17 protein-coding genes are annotated in these 19,140 nt (G+C 62.8%); 8 read left to right on the top strand and 9 right to left on the bottom strand.

Annotated features, from left to right (window positions below; genetic code table 11):
- Positions 1-94 precede the first annotated feature (94 nt).
- Genes AD664_RS19430 through rfbB form a run of 7 tightly spaced genes read right to left on the bottom strand, consistent with a single transcriptional unit; the run spans position 95 to position 7,204 of the window.
- Positions 95-550 (bottom strand): YiiD C-terminal domain-containing protein, encoded by a 456-nt coding sequence (locus AD664_RS19430; protein ID WP_053148761.1) that lies wholly within the window; start codon positions 548-550, stop codon positions 95-97.
- Positions 551-596: 46 nt separating this feature from the next.
- Complete coding sequence (locus tag AD664_RS19425; protein ID WP_047736196.1) at positions 597-1,988, bottom strand: sigma-54 dependent transcriptional regulator; 1,392 nt, start codon at positions 1,986-1,988, stop codon at positions 597-599.
- Positions 1,985-3,793, bottom strand: coding sequence for an ATP-binding protein (locus AD664_RS19420; protein ID WP_053149077.1), 1,809 nt, complete (start codon positions 3,791-3,793; stop codon positions 1,985-1,987). Before AD664_RS19420 ends, AD664_RS19425 begins: the two co-directional genes overlap by 4 nt.
- 36 nt (positions 3,794-3,829) lie before the next feature.
- A complete protein-coding gene (gene rfbD / locus AD664_RS19415; RefSeq protein ID WP_053148758.1) occupies positions 3,830-4,711 on the bottom strand; it encodes a dTDP-4-dehydrorhamnose reductase in 882 nt (293 codons plus the stop codon).
- On the bottom strand, positions 4,708-5,253 hold the full coding sequence (rfbC, locus tag AD664_RS19410; protein ID WP_053148754.1) for a dTDP-4-dehydrorhamnose 3,5-epimerase: 546 nt from the start codon (positions 5,251-5,253) through the stop codon (positions 4,708-4,710). Before rfbC ends, rfbD begins: the two co-directional genes overlap by 4 nt.
- On the bottom strand, positions 5,250-6,125 hold the full coding sequence (rfbA, locus tag AD664_RS19405; protein WP_053148750.1) for a glucose-1-phosphate thymidylyltransferase RfbA: 876 nt from the start codon (positions 6,123-6,125) through the stop codon (positions 5,250-5,252). Before rfbA ends, rfbC begins: the two co-directional genes overlap by 4 nt.
- Complete coding sequence (gene rfbB, locus AD664_RS19400; RefSeq protein WP_053148747.1) at positions 6,122-7,204, bottom strand: dTDP-glucose 4,6-dehydratase; 1,083 nt, start codon at positions 7,202-7,204, stop codon at positions 6,122-6,124. Before rfbB ends, rfbA begins: the two co-directional genes overlap by 4 nt.
- A 268-nt stretch (positions 7,205-7,472) precedes the next feature.
- On the opposite strand from rfbB, the gene AD664_RS19395 reads away from it, so the two are divergent.
- The 8 genes from AD664_RS19395 to AD664_RS19360 all read left to right on the top strand — a co-directional run bounded on the left by AD664_RS19395 (position 7,473) and on the right by AD664_RS19360 (position 16,353).
- Positions 7,473-10,385: an aminotransferase gene (locus AD664_RS19395; RefSeq protein WP_053148744.1), complete on the top strand. Its 2,913-nt coding sequence runs from the start codon at positions 7,473-7,475 to the stop codon at positions 10,383-10,385.
- A 218-nt stretch (positions 10,386-10,603) separates the two neighbouring features.
- Positions 10,604-11,710 (top strand): agmatine deiminase, encoded by a 1,107-nt coding sequence (aguA, locus tag AD664_RS19390; RefSeq protein WP_053148742.1) that lies wholly within the window; start codon positions 10,604-10,606, stop codon positions 11,708-11,710.
- A gap of 243 nt (positions 11,711-11,953) precedes the next feature.
- Positions 11,954-12,154 carry a hypothetical protein gene (locus AD664_RS19385; protein ID WP_047736193.1) on the top strand — a complete coding sequence of 67 codons (201 nt, stop codon included), beginning with the start codon at positions 11,954-11,956 and terminating at the stop codon, positions 12,152-12,154.
- Positions 12,155-12,524: 370 nt separating this feature from the next.
- Entirely contained in the window at positions 12,525-13,811 is a 1,287-nt protein-coding gene (locus tag AD664_RS19380; protein ID WP_053148739.1) for an OprD family porin, read from the top strand.
- A gap of 338 nt (positions 13,812-14,149) precedes the next feature.
- On the top strand, positions 14,150-14,896 hold the full coding sequence (locus AD664_RS19375) for a 2OG-Fe dioxygenase family protein (protein ID WP_042730486.1): 747 nt from the start codon (positions 14,150-14,152) through the stop codon (positions 14,894-14,896).
- Between the two features lie 13 nt (positions 14,897-14,909).
- Positions 14,910-15,347, top strand: coding sequence for a GNAT family N-acetyltransferase (locus tag AD664_RS19370; RefSeq protein WP_172679742.1), 438 nt, complete (start codon positions 14,910-14,912; stop codon positions 15,345-15,347).
- Positions 15,344-16,057, top strand: a complete 714-nt coding sequence (locus AD664_RS19365) for an AzlC family ABC transporter permease (RefSeq protein WP_047736192.1) — start codon at positions 15,344-15,346, stop codon at positions 16,055-16,057. The genes AD664_RS19370 and AD664_RS19365 overlap by 4 nt, the downstream gene beginning before the upstream one ends.
- Positions 16,036-16,353, top strand: coding sequence for an AzlD domain-containing protein (locus tag AD664_RS19360; protein WP_042730488.1), 318 nt, complete (start codon positions 16,036-16,038; stop codon positions 16,351-16,353). Before AD664_RS19365 ends, AD664_RS19360 begins: the two co-directional genes overlap by 22 nt.
- Here AD664_RS19360 and AD664_RS19355 read toward each other — a convergent pair.
- Both AD664_RS19355 and AD664_RS19350 read right to left on the bottom strand, forming a co-directional pair.
- Positions 16,270-17,196, bottom strand: a complete 927-nt coding sequence (locus tag AD664_RS19355; protein ID WP_042730489.1) for a LysR family transcriptional regulator — start codon at positions 17,194-17,196, stop codon at positions 16,270-16,272. The two genes, AD664_RS19360 and AD664_RS19355, sit on opposite strands and share 84 nt — an antisense overlap.
- 323 nt (positions 17,197-17,519) lie before the next feature.
- Positions 17,520-19,127, bottom strand: coding sequence for a methyl-accepting chemotaxis protein (locus tag AD664_RS19350; protein ID WP_053148736.1), 1,608 nt, complete (start codon positions 19,125-19,127; stop codon positions 17,520-17,522).
- Positions 19,128-19,140 lie beyond the last annotated feature (13 nt).

Below are 19,140 nucleotides of genomic sequence, written 5' to 3'. Positions count from 1 at the left end.
GGGAGCTTGCTCCCGCTGGGCTGCGCAGCGGCCCCAAAGCGTCTGCTGCGCAGCCGAGCGGGAGCAAGCTCCCTCGCCACGGGTGGTCGCTGTTTCAGCGATGCAACACGTACTGCCCCTCGAACTGCACCGCCGGGTCCTTGCTTGAGGTGTTCAGCACCCGCGTCTGCAAGGCGATGCGCGCCCGGCCATGGCGGCGGTAGGTGGCGAGGAAGCGTTTCCAGGTGTTTTCCTGCGGCGCGTCGCAAATCACGTTCGCATCGCCGGTGACCGGCAGCGGATAGCTGATCTGCCCTTCCTGGATCACGATATGCCCGTCTTCGATGCCTTCTTCGCGCAGGGCCAGGTGCAGCCAGCCCCAGCCGCCGAGCACCGCGCCGCAATACAGGCTGCCGCCGAACATGGTGCTCTTGTGATTGACGTTGGCGTCCAGCGGCAGGAACAACCGCAGTTGCCGGGCCTGCCAATCGACGACCTCCAGGCCCATGTCCCGTGTCAGCGGGATGTCGTGGTGCAGGATCGATTCCAGGTAACGCGTGTCGCGGTTCATCGAGGGGCCTCTGGCGGGACAGGAAGGTGGCGGTAACGCCGATGTCTCAATCGGCTTCGTCGGCGGCGCCGTGGCTAGTGTCGCCGAAGCTCAACCCGTGCTTGCGCAGCTTGTCGTGCAAGGTCTTGCGCGGGATGCCCAGGGCTTCGGCGAGGCTGCGGACCGAGCTGTGGGGACGCGCCAGCTCGGCGGCGATCAGGGTTTTCTCGAAGTTTTCCACCTGTTCGCTCAAGCCGCCACTGACCATCGCGACCGGTTCGCCGGGGCTGCCGTCCGGCGCGCTGTTGTCCAGGGCCAGCTCCAGGCCCAGGGCAAAGCGTTCGGCGGCGTTCTGCAGTTCGCGCACGTTGCCTGGCCAACTGTGACGCAGCAGCAGCGCCCGCTGCGCTGGCTGCAGTTCGTGGGGCGGCAGGCCGTGGCGGGCGCTGGCCTCGTTGGCAAAGTGCTGGAACAGCACCAGGGCATCTTCGCCCCGCTCGCGCAGCGGTGGAATGCGTAGCGGCGCGACGTTCAAGCGGTAGTACAGGTCGGCTCGAAAACGTCCCTGGTCAGCGGCCTGGCGCAGGTCTTCCTTGGTCGCGGCGATGACGCGGATATCCAGCGGGATCTGCTGATTGCCCCCCAACCGCTCCACCATGCGTTCTTGCAGCAGACGCAGCAGCTTGACCTGGACGTCCAGGCTCATGCTTTCGATTTCGTCGAGAAACAGCGTGCCACCGTTGGCGAACTCGAACTTGCCGATGCGGCGTTTCTGCGCACCGGTGAACGCGCCGGGCTCGTGGCCGAACAGTTCGCTCTCCACCACCGATTCGGCCAGGGCTCCGGCGTTGATCGCCACGAAGGGGCCGTTGCGGCGTGCCGAGAGGTCGTGCAGAGCGCGGGCGACCACTTCCTTGCCGGCGCCGGTTTCACCCAGGATCAGCACGTCGGCGCGGGTGGCCGCCAATGCGCCGATCTGTTCGCGCAGGCGCAGTATGGGCGTGGACTGGCCCACCAGCCGTGCGCTGAGCTCATGCCGATCGCTCAGGGCCAGGCGCAGGCTACGGTTTTCCAGTACCAGCCGACGCAAGGACAGGGCCCGGCGCACGCTGTCGAGCAGGTGGTCGCTGGCGAAGGGTTTCTCCAGGAAGTCGTAGGCCCCGGCACGCATCGCCTGCACCGCCAGCGGCACATCGCCGTGGCCGGTGATCAGCAGCACCGGCAGCTCCGGGTCCTGGGCGTGCAGCTCGCTCAGCAGTTCGAGGCCGTCCATGCCCGGCATGCGGATATCGCTGACCACCACGCCAGGCCAATCACGGGGCAATTGCCCGGCCACGCCCTTGGCTTCGGCCAGGGGCAAAATCTTCAGTCCGGCCAGGTCGAGGGTCTGGCTCAAGGCCTGGCGCAGGTGGGGATCGTCGTCGATCAGCACCACCTCAATCCGGTTATCGATGGTCATACACTACGGTCCTCGGACGGTTGCAGGCTCACTCCGGGCGCGCCGGCGCGCAGCTTCAGGGTGATCAAGGCGCCGCCCTCCTTGTGGTTGGCGAACGACAGTTCGCCCCCGAAGGCGCGCATCAAGGTGTCACAGATTGCCAGCCCCAGGCCAAGACCCTGGGTCCGGGTCTTGGTGGTATAGAAAGGTTCGCCGGCGCGGCCCAGGGCTTCCATGCAGAAGCCTGGGCCGTTATCGCGGATGTACAGGTTGACGCCGGTTTCGGTGGCCTGTGCGCTGAGCCAAAGCTTGCGCGGCGGACCCTTCTCGGTGAGGGCGTCGAGGGCGTTGGCCAGCAGGTTGCCCAGGACCTGGCGCAAGCGGGTTTCCCCGGCCTCGACCCAGAGCGTCGCGGCCGGCAGGTCGCGAATCAACTCCACCTCCATGCTGCGGCGACGCTTGGCGAGCAGCGCCAGCGCGTCGTCCAGTGCCGGTTGCAAGGCAACGCTTTCCGGGGCGTGGCGGTCGCGGCGGGCGAACGCGCGCAGGTGCGCGATGATCGAGGCCATGCGCCCGGTCAGCTCGCTGATCAGCTTGAGGTTGCCCCGGGCGTCGTCGGTGCGCTGGTGGTCGAGCAGGATCTCGGCGTTTTCGGCGTAGCTGCGGATTGCCGCCAGCGGTTGGTTGAGTTCGTGGCTGATGCTCGCCGACATGGTGCCCAGGGCCGACAGTTTGCCGGCCTGCACCAGGTCATCCTGGGCCCGCACCAGCTCCTGCTGGGCCTGCTCGCGCTCCAGCACTTCCTGCTTGAGCCGCCGGTTCAGGCCTTCCAGGTCGCTGGTGCGCTCGGCGACCCGGCCTTCCAGTTGATGGCGCGCCTTGGCTTCGAAGGCGATCCGGTCCAGATAATGGCGCCGACGCTGCATCATCAACCCGAGCAGCAGCATCAACACCAGCAGCGCCGCACCGCCGATCGTGAGCACGGTGCGTACCGGTCGGTCGATCAACGTGCGCGGGGCGAGGATGCTCACGCTCCAGCCGGTCTCCTCGATGGACTGGGTCTGGGTCAGCCAGGCGTTGTCATCCAGGCTCAGTGGTTTGGGGTCGCGGGTCGGATAGGGCTGCACGGCGCTGATGGCCTTGCGTTCGTCCTCACTCAAGGGACGCGTCGCGCGAAAGCGCCAGTCTTGCCGCGACGTGAGAATGACCACGCCGTTGTGATCGGTAACCAAGAGTTGTTCCGGGGTTTTGCCCCACAGGCTTTCGGTGTGGTCCAGGTCGACCTTGACCACCAGCACGCCAATGACTTTTTCGCGATCGCGCACCGCGGCGGCGAAGAAATAACCGCGCTTGGCCGAGGTGGTGCCCAGGCCGAAGAAGCGCCCCAGGCGTCCGGCCATGGCCTCGATGTAGTACGGGCGGAACGCGAAGTTGCGGCCGACGAAGCTGTCGTGCTTATCCCAGTTCGAAGCCGCCAGGGTCTTGCCGTTGGCGTCCATCAGGTACATGACTTCGGCGCCGGTCTGGGTGCTGATGTTTTTCAGCAGCCGGTTGGCATTGCCTTGGGTGACCCCGTCGTCCGGGGCCGACAGCGCGGCGCGCAACGCCGGCAGGTCGGCGAGGATCTGCGGCAGCACCTCGTAGCGGTGCAGGGTGCCCAGCAGGTTGGCGACGTAGAGGTCCAGGGTCTGGCGGTTCTGCCCGGCCAGTTCGCTGCGGTAATAACGCTCGGCCAGATGCTCCAGCGGCCACAACAACGGCGCCAGGCACAGCGCAAGCAAGGCCAGGCTGCGCCAACGGGGTCTGCGGGGAAGGGTGGAGTTCATGAGCATCAGGCGCCTGTGGGGACAAGCGCATTATGCCTACGGTTGTCCAGCAAGACACTGTTGCAACGCGCTACGCCAGTCTGGCTGGCTCACCCCCCACTGCTGGAGCAGGCGCGTGCAGTCCAGGCGCGAGTTCAGCGGGCGCGGGGCCGGCGTCGGGTAATCGCTGGACGGGATGGGCTCGATCACTGCACACCGCTTGTGTTGCTCGCTCAGGCCTTCACCGATGGCCTGGGCGAAGCCGAACCAGGAGGTCTCGCCTTGGGCCGTCAAGTGATAAGTGCCCCAGTCGCCACCATGCCCAGCCTGCCAGCGCTCGATGATTCTTGCGGTGCTCTCGGCGATCGTTGCAGCCCAGGTAGGAGCGCCGATCTGGTCAGCGACCACCCGCAAGTGCGGTTTCTCTTGCAGCAAGCGTTGCATGGTCAGCAGGAAGTTGCGGCCTTCGGTGGAGTACACCCAACTGGTACGCAGGATCAGGTGCTGCCCGCTAGCCTGGCGAATGGCGTTCTCACCCGCCAGTTTGCTTTGCCCGTAGACGCCCAAGGGGGTGGGAGTGTCGCCCTCGTGGTAAGGCGCGGGCTTGCGGCCATCGAAGACGTAATCGGTGGAGTAGTGGATCAGTGGCACCCCCTGCTCCATGGCCACCTGCGCGATGACACCCGGCGCCGTCCCGTTGATGGCGAAGGCCAGCGCGGGTTCGCTCTCGGCCTGGTCCACGGCCGTATGCGCCGCCGCATTGATGATCAGGTCGGGCCGTGCCGCGGCGATGGACGGCGCAATGCGCCCAGAGTGTGCCAGGTCGAGTTGGCTGCTGCCGAGCACGATCAGCTCGCCCATGTCCGCCAGGCGGGATTGAAGGGCACGGGATACCTGCCCGTTGCGGCCGATGATCAGGATGCGCAGGGGAGCACTCATGGGAACAGGTCGGCCTCATGCAGGGCCTTGCCGGCCTGATCCTTGGGCGAGAGGATCGGCTCGCCGTCCAGCGCCCAGTCAATGGCCAGCTCGGGGTCATCCCAACGGATGCAGCGCTCGGCTGCGGGGGCGTAATAGTCGGTGGTCTTGTAGAGAAAGTCCGCCGACTCGCTCAGCACCACGAAGCCGTGGGCGAATCCTGGTGGGATCCAGAGTTGATGATGGTTTTGCGCCGACAAGTGGACACTCACCCATTGGCCGAACGAAGGCGAGCTGCGGCGAATGTCTACTGCGACGTCAAGGACCTCTCCGGCTGTGACCCGCACGAGTTTGCCCTGGGCCTGTTCGATTTGATAATGCAGGCCGCGCAGCACGCCCTTGGCCGAGCGCGAATGATTGTCCTGGACGAATTGCAACGTGCACCCGGTGGCTTCGGCGAATGCCCGGGCATTGAAGCTCTCGAAGAAGAAACCGCGGTCATCGCCGAAGACCTTCGGCTCGATCAGCAAGACCTCCGGCAATGCGGTAGCCGTGACCTTCATCGGTTTTCTCCGGCGATCTTGAACAGGTATTGGCCGTAGCCGGTCTTGCCAAAGTAGTTGGCGCGCTCGATGACGTGTTCGCGGCTGACCCAACCTTGCTGGTAGGCGATTTCTTCCAGGCACGCCACTTTCAGGCCTTGGCGATGCTCGATGGTTTGCACGTATTGCGAGGCTTCCAGCAGGCTGTCGTGAGTACCGGTGTCCAGCCAGGCGAAGCCGCGGCCAAAACGTTCCACGTGCAAGTCGCCGCGTTGCAGGTAGGCATTGTTGACGTCGGTGATCTCCAGTTCGCCCCGCTTGGACGGCTTCACCGCCTTGGCGATCTGGATTACATCGTTGTCGTAGAAATACAGGCCCGTCACTGCGTAGCTGGACTTCGGCACGGCAGGTTTCTCCTCGATGGAAATGGCCCGCCCTTGCGAATCGAAGTCGATCACCCCGAAGCGCTCGGGGTCCTTGACCCAGTAGCCGAACACCGTCGCACCACTCTGCCGGCTGGCGGCGTTCTGCAATTGTTCGCCGAAGTGCTGGCCGTGGAAAATGTTGTCGCCCAGGATCAGGCACACCGAATCATCGCCGATGAACTGTTCGCCAATCAGGAAGGCCTGCGCCAGGCCGTCGGGCGCGGGTTGCTCGGCGTAGCTCAGTTGCACGCCGAACTGGCTTCCATCGCCCAGCAGGCTGCGGTACTGCGGCAGGTCCTGGGGAGTCGAGATCACCAGGATGTCCTTGATGCCCGCCAGCATCAGCACCGAAATCGGGTAATAGATCATCGGTTTGTCGTACACCGGCAGCAGTTGCTTGGAAACCCCCAGGGTAATGGGGTGCAGGCGCGTGCCGGAACCACCGGCCAGAACGATACCCTTGGTCATTTAAGCGATTCCTTGTTGTCGAGCGAGCCCAATCGCTCGCCTTGGTAGCTGCCATCCTGGACGCGTCGGCACCACAGCAGGTTCTCGAGGTACCACTGCACGGTTTTGCGCAGGCCAGTCTCGAACGTCTCCTGAGGCGTCCAGCCCAGTTCCCGTTCGATCTTGCCGGCGTCAATGGCGTAGCGCAGGTCGTGGCCGGGGCGATCCTTGACGAAGGTGATCAGGTCGGCGTAGCCCTCGACCCCGTCAGGCTTGTGCGGCGCCAGTTCTTCGAGCAGCGCACAGATGTTGCGCACGACATCGATGTTCTTTTGTTCGTTGTGGCCACCGATGTTGTAAGTCTCGCCAACCACCCCTTCAGTGACGACCTTGAGCAGCGCCCGGGCATGGTCTTCGACATACAACCAGTCGCGCACTTGCTGGCCGTCGCCGTAGACCGGCAACGGCTTGCCGGCCAAGGCGTTGAGGATCACCAGCGGAATCAGCTTCTCGGGGAAGTGAAACGGCCCGTAGTTGTTCGAGCAGTTGGTCAGCAACACGGGCAAGCCGTATGTCCGCTGCCAGGCTCGCACCAGATGGTCGGACGCAGCCTTGCTGGCCGAATAAGGAGAACTGGGGGCGTAGGCGGTGGTTTCGGTGAACAGGTCATCGACGCCGTGCAGGTCGCCATACACTTCGTCGGTGGAAATGTGGTGGAAGCGAAACGCGCGCTTCTGCGGCTCGGGCAAGCCCTGCCAGTAGGCCCGGGTGGCTTCCAGCAGGCTGTAGGTGCCGACGATGTTGGTCTGGACAAAGTCCGCCGGGCCATCGATGGAACGGTCTACATGGGATTCGGCTGCCAGATGCATGATGGCGTCGGGCTGGAACCGCGCCAGTACCTTGCTGACGGTCGCCTGGTCGACGATGTCGGCCTGCACGAATTCGTAGCGGCTGTCGTGATCGATGCTGCTCAACGATTCGAGATTGCCGGCGTACGTCAGTTTGTCGAAGTTCAGGACCTGATGCCCGGTATCAAGGATCAAGTGCCGTATAAGGGCTGAGCCGATAAAACCAGCACCGCCAGTGATGAGAATGCGCATCCGGTTAAGCCTTATTTCCGTGAGACGACAAAGCGTAGCAGCAATAGCTTGTCGTTAGCGTAGGGATGGCGCAAGCGAGATATTCGGTTGGGCGTAATGCACAGGTCGCTTCGCAGCCCTGTGGAAGCAAGCGTGCTGGCCAACCTGGCATCGTTATGCCAGCCGGGGTCTGGGGCAACCCCCCGCTTTTCAACTCACCAGGGGGTTGCTTATCCCCCGACTCAGTGGCGTGATAGGCATCCGATAAAACCACCTAAGGGGTTGTTGTATGCCGCTCGCTACGTTGGTTCACCGTGCCAGTTTGCCAAGCCCACAGATCAGCGCCGCACAGGTGTCGGTGCTGTTGCGCGCAAATTACGGACTCAGCGGTGACCTGCGACCCCTTGGCAGCCAGCAAGACCTCAATTACCGCGTCGACACCGGGCACGGGCGGTTCGTGCTGAAGATCTGCCACGGTGATTACGCGGTGCGGGAGCTTGAGGCCCAACATGCGGCGCTCAGGCGTCTGGCCGACCACGGCGCAGTGAAAGTGCCGCGGGTGATTGCCGCCAACAATGGCCAGGACCTCCTGACGCTCGACGTCGAGGGGCAAGGGGTGCATGTCCGGTTGCTGGAATACATCGACGGCCAGCCACTGACGCAGTTCAAGCACCTGGAGCCTGGCCTGGTGAAAGGGCTGGGGCGTTTGTGTGCACAGATCGACCAGGCCCTGGCCACGTTCGACCATGCCGGCCTGGAGCGCACCCTGCAATGGGATGCCCGCCACGCCCACACCCTGATCGAACACCTGCTGCCGGTGATCCAGGATGACGCGCAGCGCAGCCTGATCGCCGACATCGCGCAACAGGCCGAGCGTCGCTTGCAACCGCTCAAGGCCAGCCTGCCGGTGCAGGCGATCCACATGGACATTACCGATGACAACGTGGTCTGGCAGCGGGATGCCCAGCGCCAGTGGCAATTGCAGGGCGTCATCGATTTTGGCGACCTGGTCCGCACCTGGCGCATCACGGACCTGTCGGTGACCTGTGCGGCCCTGCTGCACCACGCCGATGGCGATCCGTTTTTCATCCTGCCGGCGATCCAGGCTTATCACGCGGTCAACCCGTTGCAGCGCGAAGAACTGTTGGCGCTGTGGCCGCTGATCGTCGCGCGAGCGGCCGTCCTGGTGCTCAGCGGTGAACAGCAGGTCGCCATCGATCCGGGTAACCAATACAGCCGCGACAACCTGGCCCATGAGTGGGAAATTTTCCGCGTCGCCCACTCGGTGCCCCTCGACCTGATGGAGGCGGCGATTCTCAGCGCCGTCGGCCACAACCTGGCGCCCATCGCCAGCGAAGGCTTTGCGCCGCTGCTGCCGACCCTGGTGGGGCGTGAATTCGCGCTGATCGACCTGGGCGTGCTGAGCCCGCATTTCGAGGCGGGCAACTGGGAGCAGCCGGGCATCGACCAGCGCCTGTTGAGCGAGGCTGCCGCTGTTCATGGGCTGGCTGCCAGCCGCTACGGCCAGTATCGGTTGTCCCGCACGCGGCCCGACAGCGCCGTCGAGCCGGATACGTATCCGTTGCACGTGGAGCTGAATGTCCCGCAGGGCTCGCCGCTCGAATCGCCGTTCGCCGGGGTCGTGCACCTCGGCGCCGACGGCCTCCTGCAATTGGACGGTGCATCGTTGAGCCTGCGGCTGTGGGGCGTGACCTCGCCGCTGCATGCCGGCGCGGCGCTGGTCAAGGGCCAGGTGCTGGGCGAGGTGAGCGGACCGTTGCGGGTGCAATTGTGCCGGGGCGCCGGGTTGAATCCACCGCTGTTCTGCACGCCCTCCAGGGCGGCGGCCTGGCAGGCGCTGTGCCCTTCGCCTGCGGCGCTGCTGGGTCTGGCTTGCGATGCCGAGCCGGAGATCGATCCCGAGGCACTGCTGGCTCGCCGGGACGCCAGCTTCGCCCGTTCGCAAAAGCATTATTACGTCGACCCACCGCGCATCGAGCGCGGCTGGCGCAACCACTTGATCGACATGCAGGGGCGTTCGTACCTCGACATGCTCAACAACGTCGCGGTGCTGGGGCACGGTCACCCACGCATGGCGGCGGTGGCCGCGCGGCAGTGGTCGCTGCTCAACACCAACTCGCGCTTTCACTATGCGGCGATTGCCGAGTTTTCCGAGCGCCTGCTGGCGTTGGCACCCTCGAACATGGACCGGGTGTTCCTGGTCAACAGCGGCACCGAGGCCAATGACCTGGCGATCCGCCTGGCTTGGGCCTACAGCGGCGGGCGCGACATGCTCAGCGTGCTGGAGGCCTATCACGGCTGGTCGGTGGCGGCCGATGCGGTGTCGACGTCCATCGCCGACAACCCCCAGGCCTTGAGCAGCCGCCCGGACTGGGTGCACCCGGTCACCGCACCGAACACCTATCGCGGTGAGTTCCGGGGCCCTGACAGCGCGCCGGACTACGTACGTAGCGTCGAGCACAACCTGGCGAAAATCGCCGAAAGCCGGCGCCAACTGGCCGGTTTCATCTGTGAGCCGGTCTACGGGAACGCCGGCGGCATTGCCCTTCCGCCCGGTTACCTGAAGCGCGTCTACGAGTTGGTGCGCGAGCGCGGCGGGGTGTGCATCGCTGACGAGGTGCAGGTCGGCTATGGGCGCATGGGCGAGTTTTTCTGGGGCTTCGAAGAGCAGGGCGTGGTGCCCGACATCATCACCATGGCCAAGGGCATGGGGAACGGCCAGCCGCTGGGCGCGGTCATCACCCGCCGGGAAATCGCCGAGGCGTTGGAGGCCGAGGGTTACTTCTTCTCATCCGCCGGCGGCAGCCCGGTCAGTTGCCGCATCGGCATGGCCGTCCTGGACGTAATGGAAGAGGAAGACCTCTGGGAAAACGCGCGGGTGGTCGGCGGGCATTTCAAGGCGCGCCTCGAAGCCTTGATCGAGCGCTATCCGTTGGTCGGCGCGGTGCACGGCTCGGGGTTCTACCTGGGCGTGGAACTGATCCGCAACCGCGCCACCCTGGAACCGGCCACCGAAGAAACCACGGCGCTGTGCAATCGCTTGCGCGAGCTGGGGATCTTCATGCAACCGACCGGCGACTACCTGAATATCCTCAAGATCAAGCCGCCCATGGTGACCACCCGTCAGAGCGTGGATTTCTTCGTCGACATGCTGGAGAAGGTGCTGGATGAAGGGCTCTAAGCGCGTACGCCGGTAACCCTTGTGGGCGCGAGCCTGCTCGCGAAGGCAGCGCTTTTGCGAGCCGGCTCGCTCCCATGGGGTTTTCAGTGGTTTATCGATTTTTGTCGACATTGAGTTGCGTTTATTTTGCTATTTCAGATGGCTTACGCTTTTAATGCCGATTTTTATCGTCTATAACGTCCCCCATTGCCCTCGATGACTCAGCGGAGTCCTGATTCATGACAACTTTGCACAGCACGCCTCGCGCGGATGGTTTCCACATGCCGGCCGAGTGGGCGACCCAGACCCAGGTCTGGATGATCTGGCCCGAGCGCCCGGACAACTGGCGCCTGGGCGGCAAGCCCGCGCAGGCGGCTCACATCGCGGTGGCCAAGGCGATCGCCCGTTTCGAGCCGGTGACCGTGGCGGTGTCCGCGGCCCAATACGAAAATGCCCGGGCGCGCCTCGACGTGCCGAATATTCGCCTGGTGGAAATGTCCAGCGACGATGCCTGGATTCGCGACACCGGCCCGACGTTCGTCATCAACAACAGCGGTGAGGTGCGCGGCGTCGACTGGGATTTCAACGCCTGGGGCGGCTTCGACGGTGGCCTGTACGCGCCGTGGAACCGTGACGCGCAAGTGGCCAGCAAGGTCCTGGAGATCGAACGCAGCCCGCGCTATCGCACCGAAGGGTTTGTCCTGGAAGGCGGTTCGATCCACGTCGATGGCGAAGGCACGTTGATCACCACCGAGGAATGCCTGCTCAACCGCAATCGCAACCCGCACTTGAGCCGCGAGGAAATCGAGGCGGTGCTCAGTGCGCAACTGGCGGTGGACAAGATCATCTGGCTGCCCGACGGCTTGTTCAACGACGAGACCGACGGCCATGTGGATAACTTCTGCTGCTACGTGCGCCCCGGCGAAGTGTTGCTCGCCTGGACTGACGACCCGCAGGACCCGAACTACAGCCGTTGTCACGCCGCCATGAATGTGCTGCAAGACAGCACGGACGCCAAGGGGCGCCCGTTCATCGTGCACAAGATGCCGATCCCTGGCCCGTTGTATGCCACTGAAGAAGAGTGCGCTGGCGTGGACGCGGCGCAAGGCTCCCAGGAACGCAACCCGACCGTACGGCTGGCCGGTTCCTACGTGAACTTCCTGATCGTCAACGGCGGCATCATTGCGCCGAGTTTTGACGATCCGCAGGATGCCCCGGCTCGGGAGCTCCTGCAGAAGCTGTTCCCGCAGAACGAAGTTGTCATGGTGCCAGGGCGCGAACTGTTACTGGGGGGCGGGAATATCCATTGCCTTACCCAACAACAGCCCGCTGCGCGGACAAAATGAGTGGCGATGTAACAGCGCGGTGACATCCACCGCGCCGGCTCTAGACCGGCGCTTTTGGATCCATCCCGGCAAGCCCGCGGCCCGATTGGGCGCGCGGGCTTTTTTGTGCCTGTTTATTGGCACCGCGGATACATTGGCATACCTCTTGTATCAGTGCTCTCGCAGTTCTGGGGAGAGAACTGAGTTGTTTTGTCATAAACCTTGGATAAATTGGCCGCTCATCGACCAGGAGAGGGCGCTGGAATGAATATGATAAGCGAGCGCACATGCCATCCCTTGGCCGTCAATGGTGAGTCGCTTCAAGCGTTGGCGCAGTGGTTGAAGTCCAACGGAACGCGTCAGGTCAGGGAACCTGATCCACGCCGAATGATCGTGGAGCGCTACCCGGCCGGGCTTTTCAGCGAGGCCGAGCTGCAAGCGCTGTGGGATGTCATGCAAGGATAGAATTCGAAGGATTGATAAAAAGCGCTGGCCGGGATGGCAGCGCTTTTTTTATGCCCGCCGTTTTTTACCCAGTCGGCGGCTTCGGCGCTGGTCTGCGGTCTGGACGGCTGTTCGTCTTGAGTGGTTCTTAGACATTTTTTGCCTAATGACAGACGATTCACGAAATTGACACGTTATCGAGGGCGCGACTAGGATTCGCCCCACGCCTGTGGCTAACAGCCATGACTCTTAAATAATAAAAAGGCCCGACACGTTGACGCGTGGGCGGGCCTTTTCATTATTTCAGGAGCAAGAGTCCGAAAAAGAGCGCAAAAAGCGCCGTTTCGGCTGCCGGTCGCAGTGCGTATCAACCCATACAAGGAAAATAATCATGTTGAACACGCGCATCGGTTTGATCGCACTGGGGATTTTGAGCACGACGCAGGCCATGGCCAACGACCAGGCCGAGTCCAAGGGGTTCGTCGAAGACAGCAGCCTGAAAGTGCTGCTGCGCAACGCCTACATCAACCGCGACTATAAGAACGGCAACCAGGACAAGGCCGAATGGGGCCAAGGGGTCATCGGCACGTTCTCGTCCGGTTTCACCCAGGGCACCGTGGGCGTCGGCGTCGATGCATTCGGCCTGTACGCCTTGCGCCTGGACGGTGGCAAGGGCCGCAGCGGCGCACAGGGCATCGACTTCTTCAAGCAGGGCGACAGCGGCAACGCCGCCGATGATCTGTCCAAGTTCGGTGCTGCGGTCAAGTTCCGCGTCTCCAACACCGTGCTGGCCTACGGCGACCAGATGCCGGCCCTGCCGGTGCTGAGCTACGACAACGGGCGCCTGCTGCCGGAAAGCTACACCGGTACATTGATCACCTCCAAGGAGATCAAGGGTCTGGAGCTCAATGCCGGCCGTTTCACCGCCGAGTCGCGCAAGAGCGCTGAAGGCCGTGACAGTGGCGGCTTGAAGTCGATCAACGTCTTGGGCGGCAGCTATCAGTTCACCGAGCAGTTCAAGGCATCGCTCTACGCCTCGGACGTCGAAGATGTGTTGAAGAAGCAGTACGTGAACGCCAACTACGTGTTCCCGCTGGCCAAGGATCAGTCCCTGACCCTGGACTTCAACGGTTACCGCACCAAGTTGGACAACAGCTACGTGCGTGAAAACAACGTTACGGGCGATGACAACAAGATCTGGAGCCTGGCCGCCACTTTCGCCACTGGCCCGCACAGCTTCACCCTCGCTCACCAGCGCAGCACCGGCGACAGCAACCTCGGCTACGCCTATGGCGGCTACCAGCGCGGCCAGAACCGCGTGGGCGACGGCGGCAATACCATCTACCTGGCGAACTCCTACTGGTCCGACTTCAACGCCGAAGACGAACGCAGCTGGCAGTTGGGCTACGGCCTGGACTTCACCACCTTCGGTGTACCCGGCCTGAGCTACAACGTTGCCTACGTGCGTGGCGACAACATCACCACGTCCACCAGCGAAGGCGGCACCGAGCGCGAGATCTTCAACCAGTTCAAGTACGTGGTCCAAAGTGGCCCGGCCAAGGACTTGAGCGTGCGCTTGCGCAGCTCGGTGCTGCGCGTGTCGCAGAAGTCCAGCGAATACAACGTCAGCGGCAACGAGCTGCGGGTGTTCGTGGATTACCCGATCAACGTCTTCTGATGGCGTGACCAGGGCCTGATACCTGGTCCTGTAGCGTGGCGAGGGAGCGTGTTCCCGCCGGTTTGCATCACCACCCCGTCTGGGGTGTCGTGCAGGCAGGCGGGAGCACGCTCCCTCGTCATTTTTATGGGTAAGCCCATTCTCGGGTTCGGGTGTTTTTGGGCGGGATCGGGTTAAAAAAACCCTTTAAACGCGCTTTTTACCCGAGAAAAAGTCCTACTAATTTCACTTCTGCCTTCGTTTCAAGCACGGCTTGAAATGCCTCAAATTCTTTCTCATGGACGTAAATCCTGCACCTACTAGATTAGGCCGCTCAATGCAGTGGAGACCTATGAAAAATGATCGTTCTGAACAGGGAAGTGGGCGAAGCGCTAAGACGTGACAAATACGTCAATGTTCGCGGTGGCGACTTCAACCTCTACGGTCATTTCGGCGATTTTGTCCGGCTGACCAAAAGCTGGGAAAACATGGAGCCCGACAGCTACTACGGCCAGGCCGAGTCAGGCATGCGTTTTCGCCGCTACAGTGACTTTGAATACAACCCCACCACCCGCGAGCTCAAGCAGCTCGAGCACCGGGCTTATATCCAGTCCAAGGCCAACAACAGCTACGTCGGCGGCTTGGAGCGGCATTTCCAGGACTTCTCCAATGAAGTCATCAACTCGCCGGTGATGCGCAGCCTGATCGACACGGACTTCGAGGTGTACAAGAACGTCCTGCCCCCGGAGCTGCACGATGAAATCTGGCAATGCCAGATCCATCAGATCCGCATCGAGATCAAGCCAGGCAAGCAACTGGAAATCACCCCCGAAGGCATCCACTGCGATGGCTATCCGTTCAGCGGCGTGCACTTCTGGGGCCGGAACAATGTAGCGGGCGCCGAAAGCCGTCTGTACACCGCCCAGCAAGAACAACTGGCGGCGACGACCTACGAGGACATCCTCGACACGACGTTCTTCCTCGATCGCGACATGCGCCATTACGTGACCCCGGCCCGTAACGTCCACAGCCATGAAATGGCCTACCGGCAGATCCTGGCGATTTCCTTCTCGCGGCCCGGGACCGCTTTCGACATTGTTCGCTGAATGGTTGGAACCCATGGAAGATCCGGCGCAGCAGGTCCTGTTGCGCCGGGCCATGGTCAGGGATGCCGAACGAATGGAGCGTTTTTTTCGCGGGTTCGACGAAGTGTCGTTCTGCGAATGGCAGGATGCCCGGTTCCTGCGGGGGGTGTTGCTGCAAGAAACCACCACCGCATACCTGGCCGTCGATACGGCCGGCGAGGTCGTGGGCGCGGTGATCGGCGGCATGCTGGGTACCCGTGGCACGATCAATCACCTGGCGGTCAGCCCGTTGCATCGCACCAAGGGCCTGGGCCAGCGCCTGGTGGAAGCGGCTTCGGCCGACATGAAGCGGGTCGGCGTGCTGCGCATGTTCCTTTTTGTCGACGATGCTAATCTGGCCGGCAAGCGTTTCTGGGCGGCCCAGGGTTTTTGCGAACCCCGGGGCGAGATCACCTTCGAGAGGGATTTATGAACAAGACTTCCAGCCAGCCGCTGGCGGTCGAACCACAAGCCTCGCGTACCTTTGCTGAAGCCAGTCCGGTGGTAGCGGGTTATTTTACGGTTTCGTTTGTGTTCGGTCTGATGGCGGTCAACGCCGGCTTGCCTCTGTGGCTGCCGGTGGCGATGTGCCTGTTCGTCTACGCTGGCGCGTCGCAATTTGCCGCGTTGGCCCTGATTTCCAGCGGTGCGTCACTCACCACCATCGTGCTCACCACTTTCCTGATCAACGCCCGGCACATGCTGATGTCGGTGTACATGGCCAAGGCGTTGCGTGCGCTGGGGCTGAGCCGTTTCGAGCGCTGGTGCTACGCGGCGGGGCTGACGGACGAATCGTTCGCCTTTCACAGCGTCAAGCTGGGCAGCGGGGCGCCGGTCAGCTTGCGCTACCTGATTGGCTTCAACCTGTTTTGCCACACCTCCTGGGTGTTGGGCGGCCTGTTGGGGGCCGTGTGCGCGCAGTACGCGGCGCATCTGATCAAGTACCAGCTCGACTATGCCCTGACCGCGATGATGCTCTACGTCCTGGTCTCGCTGTGCAATACCCGTAACAAGCTGATCGCTGCCCTGGCCGCCGTGGCCTGCATGGGCGCGCTGAGCCTGCTGGGCAGTTCGCCGTTCAATGTCTTCATTGCCACGTTCGTTGGCTGCGGGGTGGGCGTATGCCTGACCAAACGTTCCTGATCCTGGTCGTGGCGCTGATGATGGCCGTGACCTTCCTGCCGCGCGCACTGCCGTTGCAGGTCAATACCGAGCACTGGCCACCGTTCATCGCCCGTGCCCTTGAGTACCTGCCGGTGGCGATCGTCGCTGCCATCAGCCTCACCCCGCTGTTGATCAAGGATCAGCAGATACAACTCGACCGCCCGGAGTTCTACGCCGCGATTCCGACGCTGTTATGTGCGTACTTCAGCCGCAACCTGTTTCTCAGTGTGGCGGTGGGCACGGCGGCGTACATCGCGCTCGGTTCGTTCCTGTAGCGTCAGGTCGACCACGTCATGCAGCGCCTGGCCAGACAACTCGGGATTGTTCACCGCCAGGCGCACCTCGAGGAAATCCTCGAAGTCCGGGAAAATCGCCAGGCCATTGCGCAGCGCCGCTTCCCGGGACACCAGCCCCAGCCCATCCAACTGGGTGATCAACGACAGGGTCAGTGTTTCACTGCAGGAGTAGACCATGCGCTGGCTCGTCCCGTATTCGCCCAGGCCCGCGTCGAGAAAGCGCAGGAAACTGTGGGAATAGGGGCATTCTTCGGCCGGACGCACCTGAAACTTGTCGCCCAGCAAGCCAAGGGAGTCGTCTTCGTCGCCACAATGGGCGCCGACCACCCGCACTTGCACGTCCGGCATGGCGATGGTCGAGAAGCTGCTCTGTTGCGCGCCGATCAGGATCGCCAGGTCAAAATCCTCGTTCTTGAGCTTGCTCAGGTTCTCCATCGACTCCGCATAGCTGAATTCCAGTTGGTACTGGGGGAACACGGCGATCAACCGGTCGATCATCCGCCGGTTGAATTCCGCCGGCAGGGTGGTGTTCAGCGCCACTTTCAGCGTGCGTTGCCGGGGTTTTTTCAGCGCCGCGACCTTTTCCTCCAGTTGGCGCGTGGCCACCAGTACCTGATCCATGAAGGGGGTCAGTTCCGAGCCTTGGCTGGTCAACGTCAGGCCCTTGTTCGAGCGCCGGAACAAACGGAAGCCAAATTGCTCCTCGACCTTGTTCAACTGCGCCGCCAGGGCCTGCACCGTGAGGCACGAATGTTCGGCCGCTGCCGACAACGAGCCGGTCTGCACGATGCGCATGAGGTTGCGTAGGGTTCTGCTATCCATGAGGTAATGCCCTCTGCTTAAGTGGGCTCGCTATTGTTGTGCACTCGGCCCGGGACAGGCAGTGCCTGCGGCGATCACCGTCTACCTTGCCACGGTTGTCGCGGTTTTGCAGGGCAAGCCTGTGCCAGGCAATGGATAGAAGCTTACGCAGGATTTGGGTTTTTTGCCCGGATGATGGTGGACAAGGCCAATAAATACGGTGGTGTGCCCTGGGCGCGACGAAACGTCCTGCGCTTGTTTCGGAGCGCTCCCAATGAGCGGGTTGATTGCTCCGATGTCCAACCCTGGGAAATCGGATGAAACGCAGCGATGGCCGCGAGTGCTCAGATCTTGAACTGCTGCACCGAAGACTGCATCGACCCCGCGGCGTTGTTCAACTGATCCGCCGTTTGCGTCAGGTTGTGGATCGAGCGGGTGTTTTCCCGGGACTGCTCGGCAATCGACTCCACCCGCTGGGCCATCTCGTCGCTGGCTTTGGATTGCTCGGCGATGGTCTGGGAAATTTCCTCCACCACCTCGGCGGCATGCCGGGCGCCGGTGCGGATCTCGCTGATGGACACCCCGGCCTGTTGCGCCAGGTTCACGCCCTCGTCCACGCGGCTCACGCACGCCTGCATGTTCGCCACGGCATCCCGGGCGCTGGACTGGATGCGCTCGATCATCGCCGTGATTTCCTGGGTGGATTGGGTGGTGCGCGCCGCCAGGTTACGCACTTCGTCGGCTACCACCGCAAAGCCGCGCCCGGCCTCGCCGGCCCGGGCGGCTTCGATGGCGGCGTTGAGCGCCAGCAGGTTGGTCTGCTCGGCAATGCTCTTGATCACCTGGATGATGGAGTGAATGTCTTCGGATGAAGCGTCCAGCGCGGTGATCTTGCTGGAAGACTGGTTCACCACCTCGGCGATCCGGCTCATGCCTTCCACCACGCCCAGGATCACCTGCCCGCCACTGCTCGCCAGTTGTTCGGACTGCGCCGAAATCGTCCGCGCGCTGTCGGCATGTTGGTGAATCTGGCTGATGTTGGCCATCATCTGCTCCATGCTCGCGGCCATGCTGGTGGCGCTCAGGGCCTGTTGGTCGGCGCTGGAGACGATCTGCCGTGCCGTATCGCCCAAGGTCCGTGACGTGCCGTGCAGCTCATCGCTCTGGTTGCGGATGGTGGCGATCATCTGCCGCAGGTTGATCTGCATCTGCTCGATCACCCCTTGCAACTGGCCGAGCTCATCCTTGCTTTGCGCGCCCATGGAGCGCTGCAAGTCCCCTTGGGAAATCGCCTGGGTGTTGAGAATGATCTTGTTCAGCGGCGTCAGCACCGCCTTCAGCAGGTTCCACGACAGCAGCGCCAGCGCCACGCAGGTGGCCAGCAAGGTCGTGATCAGCCAGTAGCCTGAAGACTGAATACTGTCATCCTGACGCTCACGCGCATTCTGGGCCTGGTTCTCGATCAGCTCGCTGACGGCCTCGTTGCGCTCCTCCAGCACCGAAAACGCGGCGTTGAACTCCGTCCGCAACGCTTGCACATCCTGGGCACCGCCCAGCACCTTGCCGATGATCTGCTTGGCCTTATCGATGTAGGTATCGACTTGGGGTTTCAACTCGACGATCGCCTTGGCGATATCCGCGGGCAAGTTCGCCTCGGCGTTCTCGGCAATCACCTTGCGCATCCGCTGCGAATGCTCGTCAAACCCTTCCAGGACCTCCTTGGCCCCCTGCGCATCCCCCGGCGCCACCAGCAACGCGGCCAGCACATCGGCACGAATGGCGTCATGCATCATGTCCGCCTCCATGTGCTTGCGCATGGCGGAAATACTGGTCTCGTTCTCCGCCAGGGACTCGGTCATGGAGTGATGCCCCCATAAGCCGATACCGCCGAGCAACAACGCAAAAGAGAGACTGACCAACCCCGAACCTATGACCTTGGTGCGGATCTTCATCGCTAACTGCTCC

Source organism: Pseudomonas sp. P97.38 (genome assembly GCF_001269745.1).
Lineage (GTDB): Bacteria > Pseudomonadota > Gammaproteobacteria > Pseudomonadales > Pseudomonadaceae > Aquipseudomonas > Aquipseudomonas chlororaphis_E.
Note: the sequence above shows the minus strand (reverse complement) of the source record. Positions and strands in the feature narration are given on the sequence as shown.